This is a genomic window from Bacillus sp. B4EP4a (assembly GCF_006680105.1).
Taxonomy (GTDB): Bacteria; Bacillota; Bacilli; order Bacillales; family DSM-1321; genus Peribacillus; species Peribacillus simplex_E.
In genome coordinates this window covers 40,542-57,681 of sequence record NZ_VHIK01000022.1, presented here as the reverse complement: position 1 = coordinate 57,681, position 17,140 = coordinate 40,542, and the positions used below count along the sequence as shown (strand labels likewise).

16 protein-coding genes are annotated in these 17,140 nt (G+C 36.5%); 13 read left to right on the top strand and 3 right to left on the bottom strand.

The window, feature by feature from the left end; all coding sequences use genetic code 11:
• Positions 1–2 precede the first annotated feature (2 nt).
• Positions 3–623, bottom strand: coding sequence for an NAD(P)-dependent oxidoreductase (locus tag FNK51_RS12055; protein WP_141993483.1), 621 nt, complete (start codon positions 621–623; stop codon positions 3–5).
• Between the two features lie 243 nt (positions 624–866).
• Complete coding sequence (locus tag FNK51_RS26560) at positions 867–1,043, bottom strand: hypothetical protein (protein ID WP_181762246.1); 177 nt, start codon at positions 1,041–1,043, stop codon at positions 867–869.
• A 277-nt stretch (positions 1,044–1,320) separates the two neighbouring features.
• Here FNK51_RS26560 and FNK51_RS12050 point away from each other — a divergent pair, with 277 nt between their 5' ends.
• Positions 1,321–2,310, top strand: a complete 990-nt coding sequence (locus tag FNK51_RS12050) for an MBL fold metallo-hydrolase (protein WP_141993482.1) — start codon at positions 1,321–1,323, stop codon at positions 2,308–2,310.
• A gap of 430 nt (positions 2,311–2,740) precedes the next feature.
• On the opposite strand, the gene FNK51_RS12045 is transcribed toward FNK51_RS12050, so the two are convergent.
• On the bottom strand, positions 2,741–3,559 hold the full coding sequence (locus FNK51_RS12045) for a histidinol-phosphatase (RefSeq protein ID WP_181762245.1): 819 nt from the start codon (positions 3,557–3,559) through the stop codon (positions 2,741–2,743).
• 239 nt (positions 3,560–3,798) lie between these two features.
• Here FNK51_RS12045 and FNK51_RS12040 point away from each other — a divergent pair, with 239 nt between their 5' ends.
• The 12 genes from FNK51_RS12040 (at position 3,799) to FNK51_RS11985 (ending at position 17,038) form a co-directional block, all read left to right on the top strand.
• Positions 3,799–4,434: an FMN-dependent NADH-azoreductase gene (locus FNK51_RS12040; protein ID WP_141993481.1), complete on the top strand. Its 636-nt coding sequence runs from the start codon at positions 3,799–3,801 to the stop codon at positions 4,432–4,434.
• A 704-nt stretch (positions 4,435–5,138) separates the two neighbouring features.
• Positions 5,139–6,368 carry an NAD(P)/FAD-dependent oxidoreductase gene (locus FNK51_RS12035; RefSeq protein ID WP_141993480.1) on the top strand — a complete coding sequence of 410 codons (1,230 nt, stop codon included), beginning with the start codon at positions 5,139–5,141 and terminating at the stop codon, positions 6,366–6,368.
• Between the two features lie 858 nt (positions 6,369–7,226).
• A complete protein-coding gene (locus FNK51_RS12030) occupies positions 7,227–7,856 on the top strand; it encodes a fumarylacetoacetate hydrolase family protein (protein WP_141993479.1) in 630 nt (209 codons plus the stop codon).
• A 195-nt stretch (positions 7,857–8,051) separates the two neighbouring features.
• Positions 8,052–8,480, top strand: a complete 429-nt coding sequence (locus tag FNK51_RS12025) for a MarR family winged helix-turn-helix transcriptional regulator (RefSeq protein WP_141993478.1) — start codon at positions 8,052–8,054, stop codon at positions 8,478–8,480.
• Positions 8,481–9,138: 658 nt separating this feature from the next.
• Complete coding sequence (locus tag FNK51_RS12020) at positions 9,139–10,080, top strand: sporulation protein (protein WP_141993477.1); 942 nt, start codon at positions 9,139–9,141, stop codon at positions 10,078–10,080.
• A gap of 428 nt (positions 10,081–10,508) precedes the next feature.
• Positions 10,509–11,204, top strand: coding sequence for a GntR family transcriptional regulator (locus FNK51_RS12015; protein WP_141993476.1), 696 nt, complete (start codon positions 10,509–10,511; stop codon positions 11,202–11,204).
• 24 nt (positions 11,205–11,228) lie between these two features.
• Complete coding sequence (locus FNK51_RS12010; protein ID WP_141993475.1) at positions 11,229–12,398, top strand: M28 family metallopeptidase; 1,170 nt, start codon at positions 11,229–11,231, stop codon at positions 12,396–12,398.
• Positions 12,399–12,410: 12 nt separating this feature from the next.
• Entirely contained in the window at positions 12,411–13,253 is an 843-nt protein-coding gene (locus FNK51_RS12005; protein WP_141993474.1) for an ABC transporter permease, read from the top strand.
• Positions 13,250–14,038, top strand: coding sequence for an ABC transporter permease (locus FNK51_RS12000; RefSeq protein WP_141993473.1), 789 nt, complete (start codon positions 13,250–13,252; stop codon positions 14,036–14,038). Before FNK51_RS12005 ends, FNK51_RS12000 begins: the two co-directional genes overlap by 4 nt.
• Positions 14,039–14,061: 23 nt before the next feature.
• Entirely contained in the window at positions 14,062–15,144 is a 1,083-nt protein-coding gene (locus FNK51_RS11995; protein ID WP_141993472.1) for an ABC transporter substrate-binding protein, read from the top strand.
• Positions 15,145–15,157: 13 nt separating this feature from the next.
• A complete protein-coding gene (locus FNK51_RS11990) occupies positions 15,158–16,240 on the top strand; it encodes an ABC transporter ATP-binding protein (RefSeq protein WP_141993471.1) in 1,083 nt (360 codons plus the stop codon).
• 570 nt (positions 16,241–16,810) lie between these two features.
• Positions 16,811–17,038, top strand: coding sequence for a hypothetical protein (locus FNK51_RS11985; RefSeq protein WP_141993470.1), 228 nt, complete (start codon positions 16,811–16,813; stop codon positions 17,036–17,038).
• Positions 17,039–17,140: the final 102 nt, after the last annotated feature.

Below are 17,140 nucleotides of genomic sequence, written 5' to 3'. Positions count from 1 at the left end.
GGTTAGTAGGCAATACCTACTCGTGATTTTAAATAATCGCTACTTTTTATTTGGCTAAATGCAAATTCTGCTGTATCCGGCACGGATATTTCAGCCCCATTCTCCGGTAAAAAGTCACCTTCTACACGATATGTACCAATACTTTCTCCATCCGGCAAATACGTAGGACAGACAATAGTCCATTGAAGTGTTGATTGTTTAAGCATTTCGTAAACTTTATGATGTTCTTTCGCTGCGCGGGTAGACCTACGCTTTGAATCACTGGACTGATAACGTAGAGTATTTGGGGTTGTTCTACTTTGCAGGATTCCTGCTGTTCCAATGGTAATAATTCGTTGGATACCTTCGTTTTCCATTGCTTCGATAATTAGTGGCATACTTGCTGATAAAGTGGTAGTCCCATCGGTATTCAGTGCACTAATAACTACATCAATCCCATGCATGGCACGTCCGATATCATCTTTAATTAGTACATTACCTTGAATAATGGTTAAATTGGCATCGTTCATTCCAATCTTTTCAGGAGTGCGAGCCAAAACTGTAACATGATGTCTGTCTTGCAGACCATAAGTAACTAAGTGCCCCCCAACTCGACCAGTTGCACCCAATATTAAAATGTTCATAGAAACGAACCTCCTTTTGCTAATACAATCATTCCACTAACATTATATCGTCATTTTCAATTAATGGGAGCTTTAGTGCACTAAGACATCATAATTCAGCACTTGCTGGCCGGTATCTCAAGAAGAAAAATGTTCGGAGATAAAGATACAAAATGGGCCGCTCAAAAGCTTCCTGAGGGCCCATTGAATTGGAAAAATATAAAAACGTTTTAAAAAAGGACAATGGCGACCACAATTCCTTCTCTAATATTCCTGTCCTTCTTTCGATTTTAGAAAAGAATCAACTGATTCATCTAATAATTTTTCCCGATTAGGATCTTCATTGACATCAGTATCCACTTCCATTCCGTTGTAATGTAATTTACTAACCTGACTTTTATGTTGAGCTGGATAATGGTTATTATTTTTTTTGTTTGTCATATAAACTCCTTTTTTAACAGATATTTTCTCTTTAGTATGAACAATTGATCCAATATGAAATCCAATATTCTGTAAGATTATTTCAGCTTGAGTCTTGTTGTCTTGATGGAAGGTTGAATTAGTATACATGATTTTACTTTGGATATTATTGACTGAATATTATAAATATTGTAACATTCAGTTTGTGGACCTATTTCTAAAACTGTGTTTTACATTCAAAACAGGAATTTGTTCTTCTTTGAGTAAAGAAAAAATAATCTGACAGGAGGTTTTTGTTATGAAGAAAAGAATAAGGAATACTTCTTTAGTTTTTTTGTTGGGAGTTTCAATAATTCTATCATTATCATTATTTCTTCCTTCTTTTGGCCAAACAGCTGAACAGCAAACGGACTTTAAAGTAACTCTACTAGGAACAGGTTCTCCTCTTTTAAGTACCACCCGCTCCGGTCCATCTACACTTGTAGAAGTTGGTGATGAAAAACTCCTCTTTGATGCTGGACGTGGTACTGCTTTACAATTATATAAAGCGAATATGTTACCGGGCAGTATTGACAAGTTATTTCTTACTCATTTGCATTCGGATCATACAATCGGCATACCAGACGTATGGCTTACAGGTTCTTTACCAACAGGAGGGAAAAGAGAGCAAGCATTTAAGATTTGGGGACCTAAGGGAACCGAGAAAATGATGTTACATATGAATAAAGCATTTAAAGCCGATTTGGATGCAAGAGATGATTCTGGAAATGGAAACGTTGAAGGAGCAAGTATCGTCGCAAATGATATCAAGGAGGGGGTTGTCTATAAAAAAAAGGGAATTGAAGTAATAGCCTTCAAGGTTGACCATAAATCAATTGAGCCTGCTTTCGGTTATCGGGTTAATTACAAAGGACATTCAGTAGTCATCTCAGGTGACACCCGCTATAATGAAAATCTAATTAAATTTGCTAAAGGCGCTGACGTAGTTATTCATGAGGTTGCAGCTGCAAGACCTGATAATGAATCAGAATCAATAGCCAATATACTTGATCTTCACACTACACCGGAGGAAGCAGGTAAAGTCTTTAGCCAAATACAACCAAAACTTGCTGTGTACTCACATATTGTATTATTGGGTGGATTAACAGAAGAAAAAGCTAATTTGCTCGAAAGAACAAAAAAAACATATGATGGAACAGTTATAGTAGGTGAGGATTTGTTGTCCATTGAAATAGGGGACAAGGTACAAGTAGAACAGCCGGGAAACGAGGCGAACTCGGGGAACTAAAACAGACCAGCTTCAGCTATATAATGAAAGCGAGGAACTCTTCCTAAAAGAAATAAACGTTTCTATTCTACCTCGGCTAGGGGAATAAATCATAGCTTCTTTCTAGCTATTTAACAAAAGGACAGATTGATTGAAGAAGCCGACCATTAAAAGGTCGGCTTTTTCATATACTATTTTTAGCAGAAACCGCAATAGCCTTTAATGGGGGGAGGAACGCCACCGTAAACTCCAAAATCACAAAAAATATGACCTTGAGCAGTCGGTGCGAATGGAAAAATCTCGGACAGACCTGATCAACTTTTTAGCTAGGCAAGTAGGTATAGATATTTATGGTAAATAGGGAAACAGGGTTATGTTTGTTATGACACACGAGACCTGGTTAGAATGGAAGATGGCTACCGGACCAGTTCTAATCCTATTGACTGGAAGGTCAAAGTGGAGTGAGAATCCTTTGCTTGTTAACAAAGTAAGCCCACTCAGAAAAGCCGATTTCCTTTAGTCTTTTTTTAACTTGTTCAAATTCATCGCCAATACGTTCAGGTGTATGCGAATCTGATCCAAATGTTACCTTCACATTATAGAAAAGAGCTCGTTCTAAAATGCCATCTGCTGGATACCACCCACCACACTCTTTTGTTTTACCAGAGGTATTAATCTCAATGGCGATATCTTCTTGACTAATGATTTTTAAAGTTTTTTCAATACTGTCTGTTTCAATGGATGAAAAGGCAGGATAAAACCCTTTCATTGCATCAATATGGCCTAAGATTTGAAACACTCCGCTTTTTGCAGATTTCTGTATTAATTCATAGTATTCATCTTTTAATCTTGCCTGTTCTTTAGAAGTTAAACCATTCCAACGCCCTTTTTTAAAAATGCTAATGTCTTGAACATAATGAACAGATCCAATTATGTAGTCAAAAGGGTGTAAAAGATATTGATCACGGTAGACTTCAATGTGGTCAGGGAAGAAATCACTTTCCATTCCTAATAACACCTGAATTTTACCTTTATATTCCTCTTTTAAGCGAAGTACTTCCTCAATATAAGGGACAAGTTCACTTTTTGCCATTGCAATAGTTGGGTAGAGATGGTCGTCCTCACTATAAAAATATGGAGAATGATCAGAAATCCCAATATATTGCAAGCCGTATTCAATGGCTTGCTTTACATAATCCTCAATTGTGCCGATAGCATGTCCACATCGTTCATGGTGAGTGTGCAGATCAAATTTTATTGAATTCGTCATTTCCTTAAGCCTCCTAAAATAACCGGGTTGTCTTGTTATATCATATCCAAAATTCACACTCTTTCTCACAACTTGAAAGAGAATTTATACCTGCATTAAATCTGCCGTTTTATGGGCGGGTAACGGATAATTTTATACATATCAATTAAAGATATTTTAGTTCGAGCAATTGTATAAATGTTGAATTTCCAAGACAAAATAGAATGTTCAAATATGTAAAAAGAAAGGAAAGATACAGAATGACTAAAGTATTGTACATTACAGCTCATCCTCATGATGATAAACAATCTTACAGTATGGCCGTTGGAAAAGCATTTATTGACACTTATAAAGAAGTAAATCCTAGCCATGAAATTGTGAATATTGACCTTTATAAAGAAAATATTCCTGAAATTGATGTAGATGTTTTCAGTGGTTGGGGGAAACTTCAATCTGGAAAGGGCTTTGAAGAACTTTCGGCAGAAGAGAAAGCAAAAGTTAGTCGACTCTCAGAGTTATGTGAGCAATTTATAGCTGCCGATAAATATATATTTGTAACACCTTTATGGAATTTTTCATTCCCGCCAGTAATGAAAGCTTATATAGATTCCGTAGCTGTTGCAGGTAAATCATTTAAATACACCGAACAAGGCCCAGTTGGTCTTTTAACTGATAAGAAAGCCTTGCATATACAAGCCCGTGGTGGTATTTATTCAGAAGGACCAGCAGCAGAAATGGAAATGGGTCACCGGTATCTAAATATCATTATGCAATTCTTCGGAGTGCCTTCCTTTGAAGGTGTATTCGTTGAAGGACATGCAGCAATGCCTGATAAAGCACAAGAAATAAAAGAAAATGCTATAGCACGATCAAAAGATTTAGCTTCTACTTTTTAAGCTAGGAGTCAAAACTGTAGGCAAAACTCGAGGAAAAGCAAGTTTGCCTACAGTTTTTATTTAAAAAGTTGTTGATTTCATAAATCCGCTCCCTTTCTGCCGACTGTCTTCCAAGCCTCATCAAAGCAAGCGTCTGTGGGGGCTTGGCTAGCCAGTTAATCGGCAGGAGTGTCACAAATTTCTTCAACACAGGAAGTTCATTACAATTAGGTAAAAATTCATGAAGGATAACCAAGTTTTCTAATATAAAATCATGGTTCGGGGTGAGACCACTCCGAACCTCTTTTTGTTTGTCAAAATAAAAAATAATATGTGGAATTTTTCTTGCCTCACCAATCAAGGGCATCTCTAATAAAGGATTATGGTTTTTTTATTTTGTGCGGCTATTCATTATTGTTGCTTTTGTATTCTGGATTGGTTTAAAGATGCAAACGATATGCCAATGCTTTTCTGTATATGCTAGTGGGGTAGAGGGGGGCCTTTGTAATTACTCTATCCAGTGGGATGAAATCCTTAATTAATTGAGGGAGCTTCTATAAGAAGAAGTAAAAAAATCGATTCCTTAACATAGCGGAGATCGACTTTGGAATTCTCTGTACTTTTTTTGTTTTAACTTCCATACTTTTATGTATGTAGTATATTTTTATCAAACTCTGCTAATGGATAAGCAAGTCAATAATTGTACTTGAAAACGGAGTGATACGATGAATAAGATGTATGACGTCATCATTACCGGTGCTGGATGTGCCGGCTCTGCACTGGCAATTTATCTTGCTAAGGCAGGTTTCCATGTGTTGTTAGTGGACCGATCGACTTTTCCAAGGGACACATTATCAACCCATACCTTTTTCAATAATACTGTCGCTCTTCTTCGAGAAATAGGTGTCCTGGACAAGCTGCTGGAAACAAAAGCACCACCGGTACGGGATATTAAATTTCAATTTGAGGATACCGTGATAGATGGTCTCATCCCTGTGGTTTACGGAGAGGACAGCTGTTATTGTATTAGAAGGACTTATCTCGATCAAATCCTACTTGAACAGGCCAAATCTCAAATGAATGTAACCGTTTTAGAAGGTTTTCGTGTGACGGATGTCATCCGTGATGACGAAACAGTAATAGGCGTGAAAGGCTTAGACGGCAACTACGAGAAACAAGAATTTTTAGCTCGCCTGGTAGTGGGGGCAGACGGCCGATCCTCTATTATTCGCAAGCTGGTAAAAAGTGAACTCAAAATAAGTATTCCGGCAACAGTCGGTATTTATTTTGGGTATTTTTCTGGATTTCGCCACGATGATGTCCCTAAATTTGAAGTATACAAGATAAAAGATAACACAGCCATTCTCTTTCCAACGAATGATGATTTATATGTTATTGTCGGCATTTTCCCATTAGAAAATAAGGAATTGATAGAACGGTTGAAATTAAATCCGGAAAACGGTCTACGCAATCTCTTGACAGATAACTTTCCTAATACAACAATTGGTGCTCGCTTGAAAAATGCTGAAATCGCAGAACCGGTCAAAGGCATACTAGGATATGATAATTACTGGTATAAAGGAATGGGAAAAGGATGGGCGTTGGTTGGTGATGCGGTTTGTTTTAAAGATCCTGGCATGGCGCAGGGGATCCATGATGCTATATGTGGAGCACGTATTTTATCCAATATTCTATTAAAATATAAGGGACAATCCGATCAATCGAATCAAATGTCTGAAGAATATCAAAAGGCAATAGAAGATGAGTTTATGGTCCGGTTTCACATGGGATGCCAAATTTCGAAGAATGAACGCATATCTGAACAGCAGGATGCTGTCAATAAGCTAATCAGTTCCCATCCAGAGGCCATAGAGAAGTTTTTAGGGATTTACAATTACGCAAACGAGCCCGCTGTTTTAGAAAATGAACTCGCACGAATTATGCAGTCTATCTAGCAATGATTTAATGATCCAAGTACAAAAATAATTCGCTATAAACATAGAGCAACAATATGCTGATAATTTTAAGGTAGGACAACTAATTGAAAAAAATATAAATCAGTTCAATCTCATTTTGGATAGCGTTTCCTCTTTGGTGAAGTTGCCCAGGTTACACAATACAGCTTACTCTTGAGCTTAGACTTAGTATAGGGGTAGCGCGTCAGTGGAGCTGCCCTTAATATGGGGTTTACGAGGAACATTTAATCAATCTTTGCTTCAAAGCTGTAGTGGGTACTTTTTTTAACAGATCTATAACCCAATAAATGAATAAAAAAATCATTTCCTAACGGCAGGAAACCGCTTTTTCGCTGGGATTTGCTAGCGGACAAAATACAAAGTTTGGCGGTTCCCCTTTTATATCGATGGAAAAAAGCGACAAAACAAATGAATGGGACGATGTTATTTGTGTAAATAAAGAACTGATTTTGAAGGTTGTTTATACACTTTATAAAGGCAAAAGAAGAGAACGCAATTAATCTGGTTTATGTTCCACCAAAGAATGTGAAAAATTTCATTATAGTTATTCTTCTAATCCGTTATAATTATTTTTGCATATTGTACGAACATGAAATTATGTTATCTAAATGGATTTTCTTTTAACAGGTATAACGGTTGTATAAAAAGTCAGAAAAATATAAAATATACTTAAATCGGAGGATTTTTTCTTATTTACTGTAACAATTTGTGATTACTAATCTGGCTGACTATTAAACCACGATTGTCATGACTAGAGAAAGTTGCAATCATTTCTTAATATTTACCTTTTGCTATTCATTAATTTTTATTTCTAAAAAGAAAAGAGTGAGTTTTATGATGAAAGACATTAAAAATATCTATTGTGTAGGTCGAAACTATGCTTTGCATGCAAAAGAGTTGAATAATGAAATACCAACTTCCCCTTTTTTATTTTCAAAACCAACTCATTCGCTTGTGGAAGCAAAAGGTCAGTCAATTACTTTGCCGAGTAATCAGGGTTCCGTTCATTTTGAAACTGAACTTGTCATACATATCGCAAAGCAGTACGAATCAGGAATGAAAGTAGATGAAATGGTTGATGCGATGGCCATTGGATTGGATTTAACACTTAGAGATGTTCAATCACAGTTAAAACAAAAACAGCACCCTTGGCTTTTGGCTAAAGGATTCAAAAATTCAGCTGTTGTTAGTGAATTTATACCGTTTCCAGGTGTCGAAGCGTGTGAACAATTAGATTTTTCCCTGTTAAAGAATGGAGAGCGTGTACAAGTCGGAAATATTAAAGACTTACTATTTGATTTGCAAACCATTATAGAATTTACAGAAGAGCATTTTGGGCTTGGGAAAGGAGATATTATTTTTACCGGTACTCCAAGCGGCGTAGGACCACTATCAGATCAAGACAAGCTTTCACTAAACTGGGGTGGAAATGAAATAGGATCCTGTTCAGTTACACTGAATTCATGAAAAAAGAGCAGTCATTTTGACTGTTTTTTTTATGGAATAATTCAATCTTAGACAAAAGGTAGAAACTCGTCTAAAATGAAGAGAACAATATATCATCTTTAGAACAAAGTCCCGAGCACTAAAATTAAATCCATGACGATGATCATTTAAAGTGCCATATATTAATTATATAGGATAGAACAGGGTGGAATGGGCATGACAAACAACCAAGAAAAGAAGTATTTAGATAATTGGCTATCTATTACTAATATTCAAATGAGCATTACCAATGAGCTGGAAAGTGCTTTGCAAAAAAATCATAACCTGTCGTTAAAAGAATTTTACGTTCTATACTTTTTATCCAAAACAAGCGATAAACAATTGAGGCTACAACAATTACAGGAGATGGTTGGATTAAGTCAAAGTGCTATTTCAAGGCTGGTAGGCAGGCTGGAAGCAAAAAGCTGCGGAGCATTACAAAGGCATATATGTGAAGATGATCGAAGAGGTATCTACACACGATTAACTACATTAGGTGAAGAAAAACTTCAAATTTCCTTAAATACTTTTCATGAAATTCTGCACGCTGCTTTTTCAAAAGGAAATCTTCAGGATGAATTACAATCTTTAATCCAGAAATTGTAATATGGTTCTTACATCTATTAAGCTGTAAGTGAGGTCTGTTATTTCTATATATATTAGCTAGGAATATTCATTTGCACAGAGAACTGATATTATTTAAAGCTGAGTGTTGCCTTTCGCTTTTGTTGACAAAAGGGGAAGTGTAAATGCGGAATTGAATGTAAGCGCATGCATATAAAGAAGATGGAATGGCCAATAAAGTTATGGGAAATGGAGAATTTGACCATTATAAATAGCTTAATAAAGATGAACTTCTTGTTATTAAAGTACTTTCAAAAAAATGCCAGGGGCAGAAGTGTTAGCCCCTGGCATTCTCTTTTTCATTTATTGTGTTTTAACTCTCTTTAGAAGGTGAGACGTGCGATTCAAATTGCTGCTGCCTTTGATCCGCCACTTTATATCCTTGCTTCCTCAAATAAGCATCTTCGCCAATAGTCCATCACCAGCATCGGAAAAAAGATGACGTACCCCATTATCTTATAAAGATCACCTACTGCAGTAAAATCATTTGAAACTATTTTCATTTTTCGACGTATTACTATCAAGGGTAATTTAGAAATTTCCTGAAATACGAATAGATTTCTTGTCATTTCTTATTACGCCCAATTTTACTTACATATTCTTAAGGCGGATTGAGATAATTTCGAAAGGAAGAGGAAGCATGTTCAAAAAAATTTTAGCAAGTTTAGGAAAAGGAGCCGCAACTGTAGATTTACAATGTGGTAATCGTAATTATCAAGCGGGAGAAAGCATTCAAGGGGAGGTTGTCATTCAAGGTGGTGAGGTGGAACAGAAAATTAATCAATTGACTGTCCGGTTTATGATGAATGTGGTATTAAAACAAGGAAGCGTTTCTAAGGAAGTTGCCCATATACCATTAATTAATCGAGATCGTATTCACCCTAAAGAACGTAAGGTCATTCCTTTTCATTACGTCCTACCTACGAATATACCTATTTCTAGTGGAACTGTTTCATACTATTTGGATACACATCTTGATATTGAGGGTGGGGTTGACCGCAAAGATGTAGACCGGCTAGTCATCCAATCCCAAAAATCTATCCAATCCATTTTTAATGCAATGGCTCAATTAGGTTTTCGCGAGACAGCCGATTCGGGTAAACTTGACCAATATGGACAGGAATTTGCCTTTTTTCCCACTCAACAATTCATGGGACAAGTAAATGAAGTTGAAATGCGGTTCGCCAATGAAGAATCAGGTATCCGGGTCTGGATGGAAGTTGACTGTAAAAGCGGCTACAAGGAAATTGAAGCAAAACGTGAGTTTCATTTAAATCAAAATGTTCTTGAGCATGAAGCCGGACTTGAAAAACTATTAGGAAAATTTATATCGGAAGCTATTGATCAGCCTTATGCTTTTAATCAGCCTTTCTCTTATTCCGCAAACCAGCATCATGGTCGCGCTTCCCAATTAAACGCTATACCTGGAATGGTTGGTGGATTAGCAGTGGGTGTTTTAGGGACGATGTTATTTACTGAGATGATGGAAGGTTTTGATATTGAGGAAATGTTTGAAGAGGCAACAGAGGATTTTGATGGGGGATTTGATTCTTTTTTTGATAATGGAGATGGGGAATCCTAATAAAGCCATTAGAGAGTCCTGTGTCAACCAATATTATTAGTTTGTTTTTTTGTAGAAAAGAAAAAGTACCCACTAATCATTGCTTAGGTAAGGATTGGTAGACAAGCGTTACTTACTTTGATCAGTAAGTAACGCTTGTTTTAATGTTGTTTTGCCAGGAGGGCACATTTAATAGTGCAACTTGCTTCTTTTGCATATGCTCCGATTTTCCCCTGATCCGTAGCTTTTTGCCTATTAAGACTCCTATAGTAAAAACTTCTTCATTTGATGATATTTTACCGTTAATTCAATGTAAAAAGTGTGGAGTGACACAAGTATTCTTGGAAACTAAAATATTTTTATATAAATATTCAGAATTTTAAAATAAATATATTGTGCATTGTATACAATATGGCATATAATGCGTTTAATATACAAAAGGAGGGGAAATGGATGCAATGAAGTTAAATAAAATTAAATCTGTTTCAATCGCTTCAGAAGTTTTTGATCAACTTAGATTAAAGATAATCAATGGTGAGTTGAAAAATGGAGAGCGATTGGTTGAAATGAATCTAGCCAAAGAAATGGGAGTAAGCAGAACTCCTGTTAGAGAAGCGGTACAACGATTAGAACAAGAAGGTTTAGTAGAAATTCTCCCCAGAAAGCACTGCGTTGTGAAAGGCATAACCTTTGAAGCCATCAATGAAATTATCCTCATTCGTTCGTTATTAGAGCCTACTGCTGCTAGAGTTGCCGCGTCCAAAATCACCGATGAACAGCTATTGAAATTAAAAAGTTATCTAGAACAGTCTGAAATGTATTTTCAACAAGGTAGAATTGAAGACCTTATGAAGGTTCATGATTTATTTCATGCGGAAATCATTAAAACTTCTGGGTTAAACAGACTGATCAATATGCTAGAAAACTTACATGATTATATTGTTCATTTTAGATATTCCTTTTTAAGTAGACCCCACCTTGTTGAAAGATCCATCAAAGAGCATTCTGAAATCTATGAAGCTTTATGTAGCCGTGATGAAGACAGAGTAGAAAAAGTATTTATCAAACATCTGAGCGGAATTACAGATTATGAAAAAGTGGTATTGGACGATATGCCTTCCGAACAAATTGGTTTGGAAAAATGATGTATTCAGAATAGGGGGATTGTAATGAGCAATATGAAAACGAAAAGTATCCGTGAGGAAATCAAAGAAACGATTCGAGTTTTGAGTGATGAAGTCGGGCAACGATTCGCTGGAACAGAAGGTGAGTGGAAGGGTACAGATTATATTCACCGAAGACTTAGCGAATTAGGAGTGGAAACTGAAAAGCAAGTGTATCCTTTTGTGGGGTGGGAGCCTGAAGGAACACCTGAGCTTGAAATCCTGTCTCCAATTTCTAAAGTGTTAAAAACGGCATATCTCCTTTTCTCTGGATCTACTCCATGTACAGGAATTAAAGGGAAGCTTACATATCATGGAATAAAAGGCTTAATTCCGGGCGTTTATGATATGCCTTGTTACAATGTTTTAGGTGCTGAAGGAGAAATACTGGCACAGGTTGTTGTAAATAGCGGCGGTGACCCAATTGCATTATTGAATCCAAGAGCAAAATTCCCAATTCCTGCTGTAGTGATGAGTTATGAAGATCATCTTCATGTACAGGAGTTATTAAATGAAAATCATGACATTGAGGTATTTGTAAAGGTAGAGGGAAAAATAAAGGAATGTAAATCGGCAAACATCATTAGTCATCCATATAAATCGAAAAATACAGACGAAAAGAAAAAAGTAATTGTTTGTGGTCACTCTGATACTACGTTAAATACTCCTGGAGCCTATGATAATGGTTCAGGTATAGCAGGAATCGTTGAAGTTGCCAGAAGACTTAAAACCGAAAATCATGATTTTCCTTTTGATGTAGATGTCATAGCATTTTCCAATGAAGAAGTTGGATTCATAGGAGCCGATTATTATGTAAATGATTTAAAAGAAAAAGGAACACTTAATGAAGTAGCGGCAGTTATCAATCTTGACCAAATTAGTGCGGGAGATAAGATATGGTCCTGGGTAGGGCCGGAAGATTTCCGTCAAAAGGTAAAAGAAAGTTTCAGAGAAGCTGGAGCTTATGATAGCGATGACTTCGAAGTTGATGTTGATACTCCTAAAGCGGGAGCAGATGAATGGATGTTCCATTTAGAAGGGATTCCAACGGCGCTCCTTATGTTTTGGAGATTGCCGGACTATCATCGTCCGACAGATACTATGGAAAAAATCGAATATGACAAAGTGGAGCTTATTATCGAGACTGTTTTCAACTTACTCAATCGAATAGAGTAAAGGAGAATTCCTATGTCCAAAAAAACTGTTTTTTTCCTATTGGCTCCATCCGTATTGATCTTATTAGGACTTTTTGTTATACCTTTAATTGTTGTGCTAAATAATTCCATCTTGGATGAAAGCGGAAGAATAACGTTTCAGCATTATCTTTTATATTTTAAGGATCAACACTATTTATCTATTACCATACGTTCAATAAAAATTTCCTTAATAGCTACTTTTATCACCTTGTTGGTCGGTTATTTTATCGCCTACTTCATTACCAAATATATCAAGAGTAAGAAAATTAAGCGTATTGCCTATATCGTGATCATATCACCATTATTTACGAGTGCTGTCGTAAGGTCATTTGGATGGATGGTCATTTTAGGGAATAACGGATTTATCAACAAAACTCTATTAGGGCTGGGTATCATCTCCCAGCCTCTAAGACTTCTGTATAACGAGACTGGTATAATAATTGGTTTAGTTTATATATTGGCTCCCTTTATGATTTTATCCATTACGACAGTTTTGGAGAATATAGACAGCAGGCTGGAAGAGGCTGCATCGGATTTAGGTTTAGGTCGTTTACAAACCTTTCTAAGGGTAACGCTTCCATTGACAGTCCCTGGAATATTGGCAGGCAGTGTTATGGTTTTCTCCCTGGCAATTAGTGCGTATGTAACGCCTGCTATGCTATCCGGTGGAAGGATCCAATTGATCGCGACCGTTATCTATGAACAGATGATGCAGGTATTCAACTATCAGTTCGGTTCTGCGGTTGCTTTTGCTGTGTTAGTCTTTAGCTTTTTGATTATTGGATTGAACCATTATTTATTAAGGTCTGACTGGATAGAGGAGGGAAGACGTTGATCTCTAAAGTAGTAATGTGGACAATAGGTGGCTTCCTGCTTTTATTTCTGGCCTTTCCATTATTGGTATTGATTAATGTTTCGTTTACTGAACTAAATTATTTAAGTTTTCCTGGAAAAGGTTTTACATTGAAATGGTATCAAAAGCTTTTTGAGGATATATCTTACTTAGAATCCTTCATATATAGTTTTAAACTATCGGGTGTCGCTACTCTAGGTTCGATATTAATTGGTATTCCAGCCTCATATGGTTTGGCAAGGAATAATTTTAAAGGCAAGGGGATTGTGATGAGTCTTATCTCATCCCCTCTCTTGCTCCCTCAAATCTTCTTAGGCTTGGCACTGCTTCAGTTTTTTTACTACTTTACTAATAGCCCACAGAATTTCTTAGCCCTAGTTTTAGGTCATATCATCATTACTTTGCCTTATGTGGTTCGGACGTGTGTGAATAGCTTTCTTGGGATAAGCCCATATATTGAAGAAGCTGGAAGGGATTTAGGTGCGGGTGCATTGAAAACCTTTTTCATCATTACATTGCCACAGATGAAATCTAGCATTATCGCTGGAACACTGTTTTCCTTTGCGGTTTCGTGGGTAAATGTTGAAGTTACGATTTTCTTGACCTCTGCCGATCAGATGGCACTTCCGGTTAAAATGTTCAATTATGTTCAGTACAATATCGATCCAATGATAGCTGCTGTTTCAGCCGTGACGATTTATATTGCATTTTTCTTAATTCTTGTCATTGATATGTTAGTAGGCATTGAGAATGTTGCTTCAAAATAAAACATGAGACTAGGGGATGTTCTATGAAGAAGTTAAGTGTTTACACCATTTTGTTGGCTATTATTTTAGTAGCTGCTACTGGTTGTGGAAAGCCCATTCAACCAAAAAGTGGGGCGACAGAAGCCAATTCAGATGTACAAGAACAAGAAATATCCATTGCCATTTTCGGTGGTGATTGGGGTGAAACTATCAAAAAGCATATTATTCAACCTTTTGAAAAAGAGACTGGTATCAAGGTGAGAATCATTGAAGGCAATTCAACTGCAACTTTTTCCCGTCTATTACAGGAAAAAGGGGCTCCTACCATCGATTTAGCCTTAATGGATTCCGGAATTTCTGAACTAGCTCACGAAAAAGGAATTGTTGAAAATATTGATATTAGTAAACTTAAAGAAAACGCTGCCCTTCTGCCTGAAGCATATCAAGGTAAAGGTGAAGAAGTATATGGAGTAGCTCTAGGGTATTGGGGACTAGGGATTGTATATAACAAGGACGTAATTAAAAACCCACCAAGGTCGTGGAAAGACCTTTGGAAGGAAGAGTATAAAGGAAAAATAACGGTTCCAACACCTGCTACTACCGGAGGACTTCCTTTATTGGTACAAGTTTCTGAGCTTGAAAGAGAAGCAAAAGGGAAAGTGGAAAAAGGATTTCAGAAAATGAAGGAATTAGAAGTAGTAGCATACTTCGATGGTTCTGGAACAGCCACTAATCTATATCAAAGCGGGGAAGCATCAGTTGGAGCTCACTACGGAGGACCTACATATGTAATGCAAGACCAAGGTCAACCAATTGAATTTGTTGTACCGAAAGAAGGCGTTCTAGGTGCAGGTAGCTTTTGGCATGTTGTGAAAGGCTCGAAAAAGTCTGAGCAGGTTTATTCCTTCTTAAACTATGCTACTACTAAGATTGCACAGGAAGGCATTGCGAGTGATTTATATTTGGCACCAGTTCATAAGGATGTAGAATTAGATGAAAAAACACTTGAAAGAATGCCATATGGCAAAAACGGCACCTTAAAGGATATGAACATGCCTGATTATAATCTCATAAACCAACATCGAGATGAGTGGACCGAGCTATGGAACAGAGAAATCGGAAATTAAGGAGGTTTCAATCATGTCAGTGGTTCCGATTGTAGAAAACAATATAGCACTTGTAGCCGATGAAAAAGTCAGCATTATCGAGTTAAAGAGCATCACTAAGAAATATAGTCAAGCGATAGCTGTAGACAACATTTCCCTTAATATAAAGGAGGGTGAGTTCCTTTCGCTTCTGGGTCCAAGCGGATGTGGGAAAACCACTACCCTTAGAATGATTGGCGGTTTTGAGCTTCCAAATCAAGGAAGTGTTAAGATCGATGGGAAAGAAGCCGGGAATTTGCCACCCAACCAACGTCCGGTTAATACGGTTTTTCAAAACTATGCTTTGTTTCCTCATTTAAGCATTTACAATAATATTGCTTTTGGATTAAAGCAAAAAAAAATATCAAAGGCGCAAATTGCAAGGGATACAACCGAAATTATCGAAATTATGGGGTTGCAGCATCACAAGGATAAATATCCAAGGCAACTATCAGGTGGGCAGCAGCAAAGGGTTGCACTTGCAAGAGCTCTGGTAAATAAGCCAAGAGTGCTCCTTCTGGATGAACCACTAGGAGCACTAGATTTAAAGCTAAGAAAAAAGATGCAGTTTGAATTAAAAAAACTTCATGAACAATTCGAAATCACGTTCATATATGTCACTCATGATCAAGAAGAAGCATTAATCATGTCCGATCGAATTGCTGTTATGAACCAAGGGAGAATTGAACAAATTGACACGCCTCAGCAAATCTATAACAATCCAAAGACTCTTTTTGTTGCCGACTTTATTGGGGAAACCAATGTAATAGATGTGGAATTATTAGAAAGCCAGAATAGAGAAAATCTATTAAAAGAGTTTTCGCAAGTTAAGAATTCAGATAAAAAGCTTGTAATAAGACCTGAACACTTAAACATTACCCAAAGTCGCTTTCAGCCTAATCGAATTACGTTTGAGGCTAAATTAAAAAAAGTCCATTTTGTTGGTTCAAAAAGAGTGGTAGAGTGTGTATCAGGCTCTCAGGAGATTGTTGTTAACCTATCTGATGAGGAGCAAATGGAGCATCTAGGTGAGAGTATTTGCTTGAGTGCTAGAAAAGACTTAGTGAAAATACTTTAATATGTTGGTACGCTCTGTTAAAGGAAACTTTACAGAGCTTTTTTATTGAAGTAACTAGACAGCGGCGCAAACTCTTCACCGAAATTTAGCATTCATTTTATGCGTTCCCGGAACAGTTCAGTAAAAACGAAGTCATATCTAGCCGATTGTGATAAATGGATTAGGTGAAGCTGATCATGAAGCTGATCATTTTATGTAGTTAATAAGAGTCAAGAAAGAAAAAAACATGTAGGTAACCTAATGCATTCTTACTTAATGATTGAGTTTAATATATAAAGTCAATCTACACATAAGGGGTTTTTGGTTATATAACCTTTTGAGGAAATTATTATTATTTGAATAATGAAGAAGTGAAGAAGAGAAAATATGAATGCTCAACTATACCTATATAACTCCCTTAGAGATAACCACAAAGGTAATGATGGTATCGACTTTTTGATTTCTGATTTGTTTTAATGCGTTCATCTCCTGAATATAACCCTACAGTTTTTGATTTAGCGTGAAAAAAATGAATAAACAATCATATAAAGCCAATTCTATATACAAGAATGATAAAAAGGAGATTACATCGTGAAGCCATATGAAATAAAAAATATGATTATTGATGACGAGTTTGATGGTGAAGAATCGGTTACAGCTGATTTTACTCACAATGATAAAGATTATAGCATTACTTTAAAAAAAGAAGATCTTGAAATAATTAATACATGGGTTTTTGAGGATGGTTCATCTCTTCCAGCAAATTTATCAGGTACTATCATTGAATTGATAAGGGAAGATATTAAAAAGAAAATCTAGTCATTTGCACTAGATCTTTTTTATGGTCATATTCTTAATCGAAGAAAAATTTAGCCTTATTTATATTGATGAAAAAAGATAATGAAGAATTATTGCTTGTGG

Bases quoted from the DNA above. Each gene is read 5' to 3' on its own strand.
- FNK51_RS12055 (WP_141993483.1), bottom strand. From the start codon at position 623: ATGAACATTTTAATATTGGGTGCAACTGGTCGAGTTGGGGGGCACTTA.
- FNK51_RS26560 (WP_181762246.1), bottom strand. From the start codon at position 1,043: ATGACAAACAAAAAAAATAATAACCATTATCCAGCTCAACATAAAAGT.
- FNK51_RS12050 (WP_141993482.1), top strand. From the start codon at position 1,321: ATGAAGAAAAGAATAAGGAATACTTCTTTAGTTTTTTTGTTGGGAGTT.
- FNK51_RS12045 (WP_181762245.1), bottom strand. From the start codon at position 3,559: ATGACGAATTCAATAAAATTTGATCTGCACACTCACCATGAACGATGT.
- FNK51_RS12040 (WP_141993481.1), top strand. From the start codon at position 3,799: ATGACTAAAGTATTGTACATTACAGCTCATCCTCATGATGATAAACAA.
- FNK51_RS12035 (WP_141993480.1), top strand. From the start codon at position 5,139: ATGAATAAGATGTATGACGTCATCATTACCGGTGCTGGATGTGCCGGC.
- FNK51_RS12030 (WP_141993479.1), top strand. From the start codon at position 7,227: ATGAAAGACATTAAAAATATCTATTGTGTAGGTCGAAACTATGCTTTG.
- FNK51_RS12025 (WP_141993478.1), top strand. From the start codon at position 8,052: ATGACAAACAACCAAGAAAAGAAGTATTTAGATAATTGGCTATCTATT.
- FNK51_RS12020 (WP_141993477.1), top strand. From the start codon at position 9,139: ATGTTCAAAAAAATTTTAGCAAGTTTAGGAAAAGGAGCCGCAACTGTA.
- FNK51_RS12015 (WP_141993476.1), top strand. From the start codon at position 10,509: ATGGATGCAATGAAGTTAAATAAAATTAAATCTGTTTCAATCGCTTCA.
- FNK51_RS12010 (WP_141993475.1), top strand. From the start codon at position 11,229: ATGAGCAATATGAAAACGAAAAGTATCCGTGAGGAAATCAAAGAAACG.
- FNK51_RS12005 (WP_141993474.1), top strand. From the start codon at position 12,411: ATGTCCAAAAAAACTGTTTTTTTCCTATTGGCTCCATCCGTATTGATC.
- FNK51_RS11995 (WP_141993472.1), top strand. From the start codon at position 14,062: ATGAAGAAGTTAAGTGTTTACACCATTTTGTTGGCTATTATTTTAGTA.
- FNK51_RS11990 (WP_141993471.1), top strand. From the start codon at position 15,158: ATGTCAGTGGTTCCGATTGTAGAAAACAATATAGCACTTGTAGCCGAT.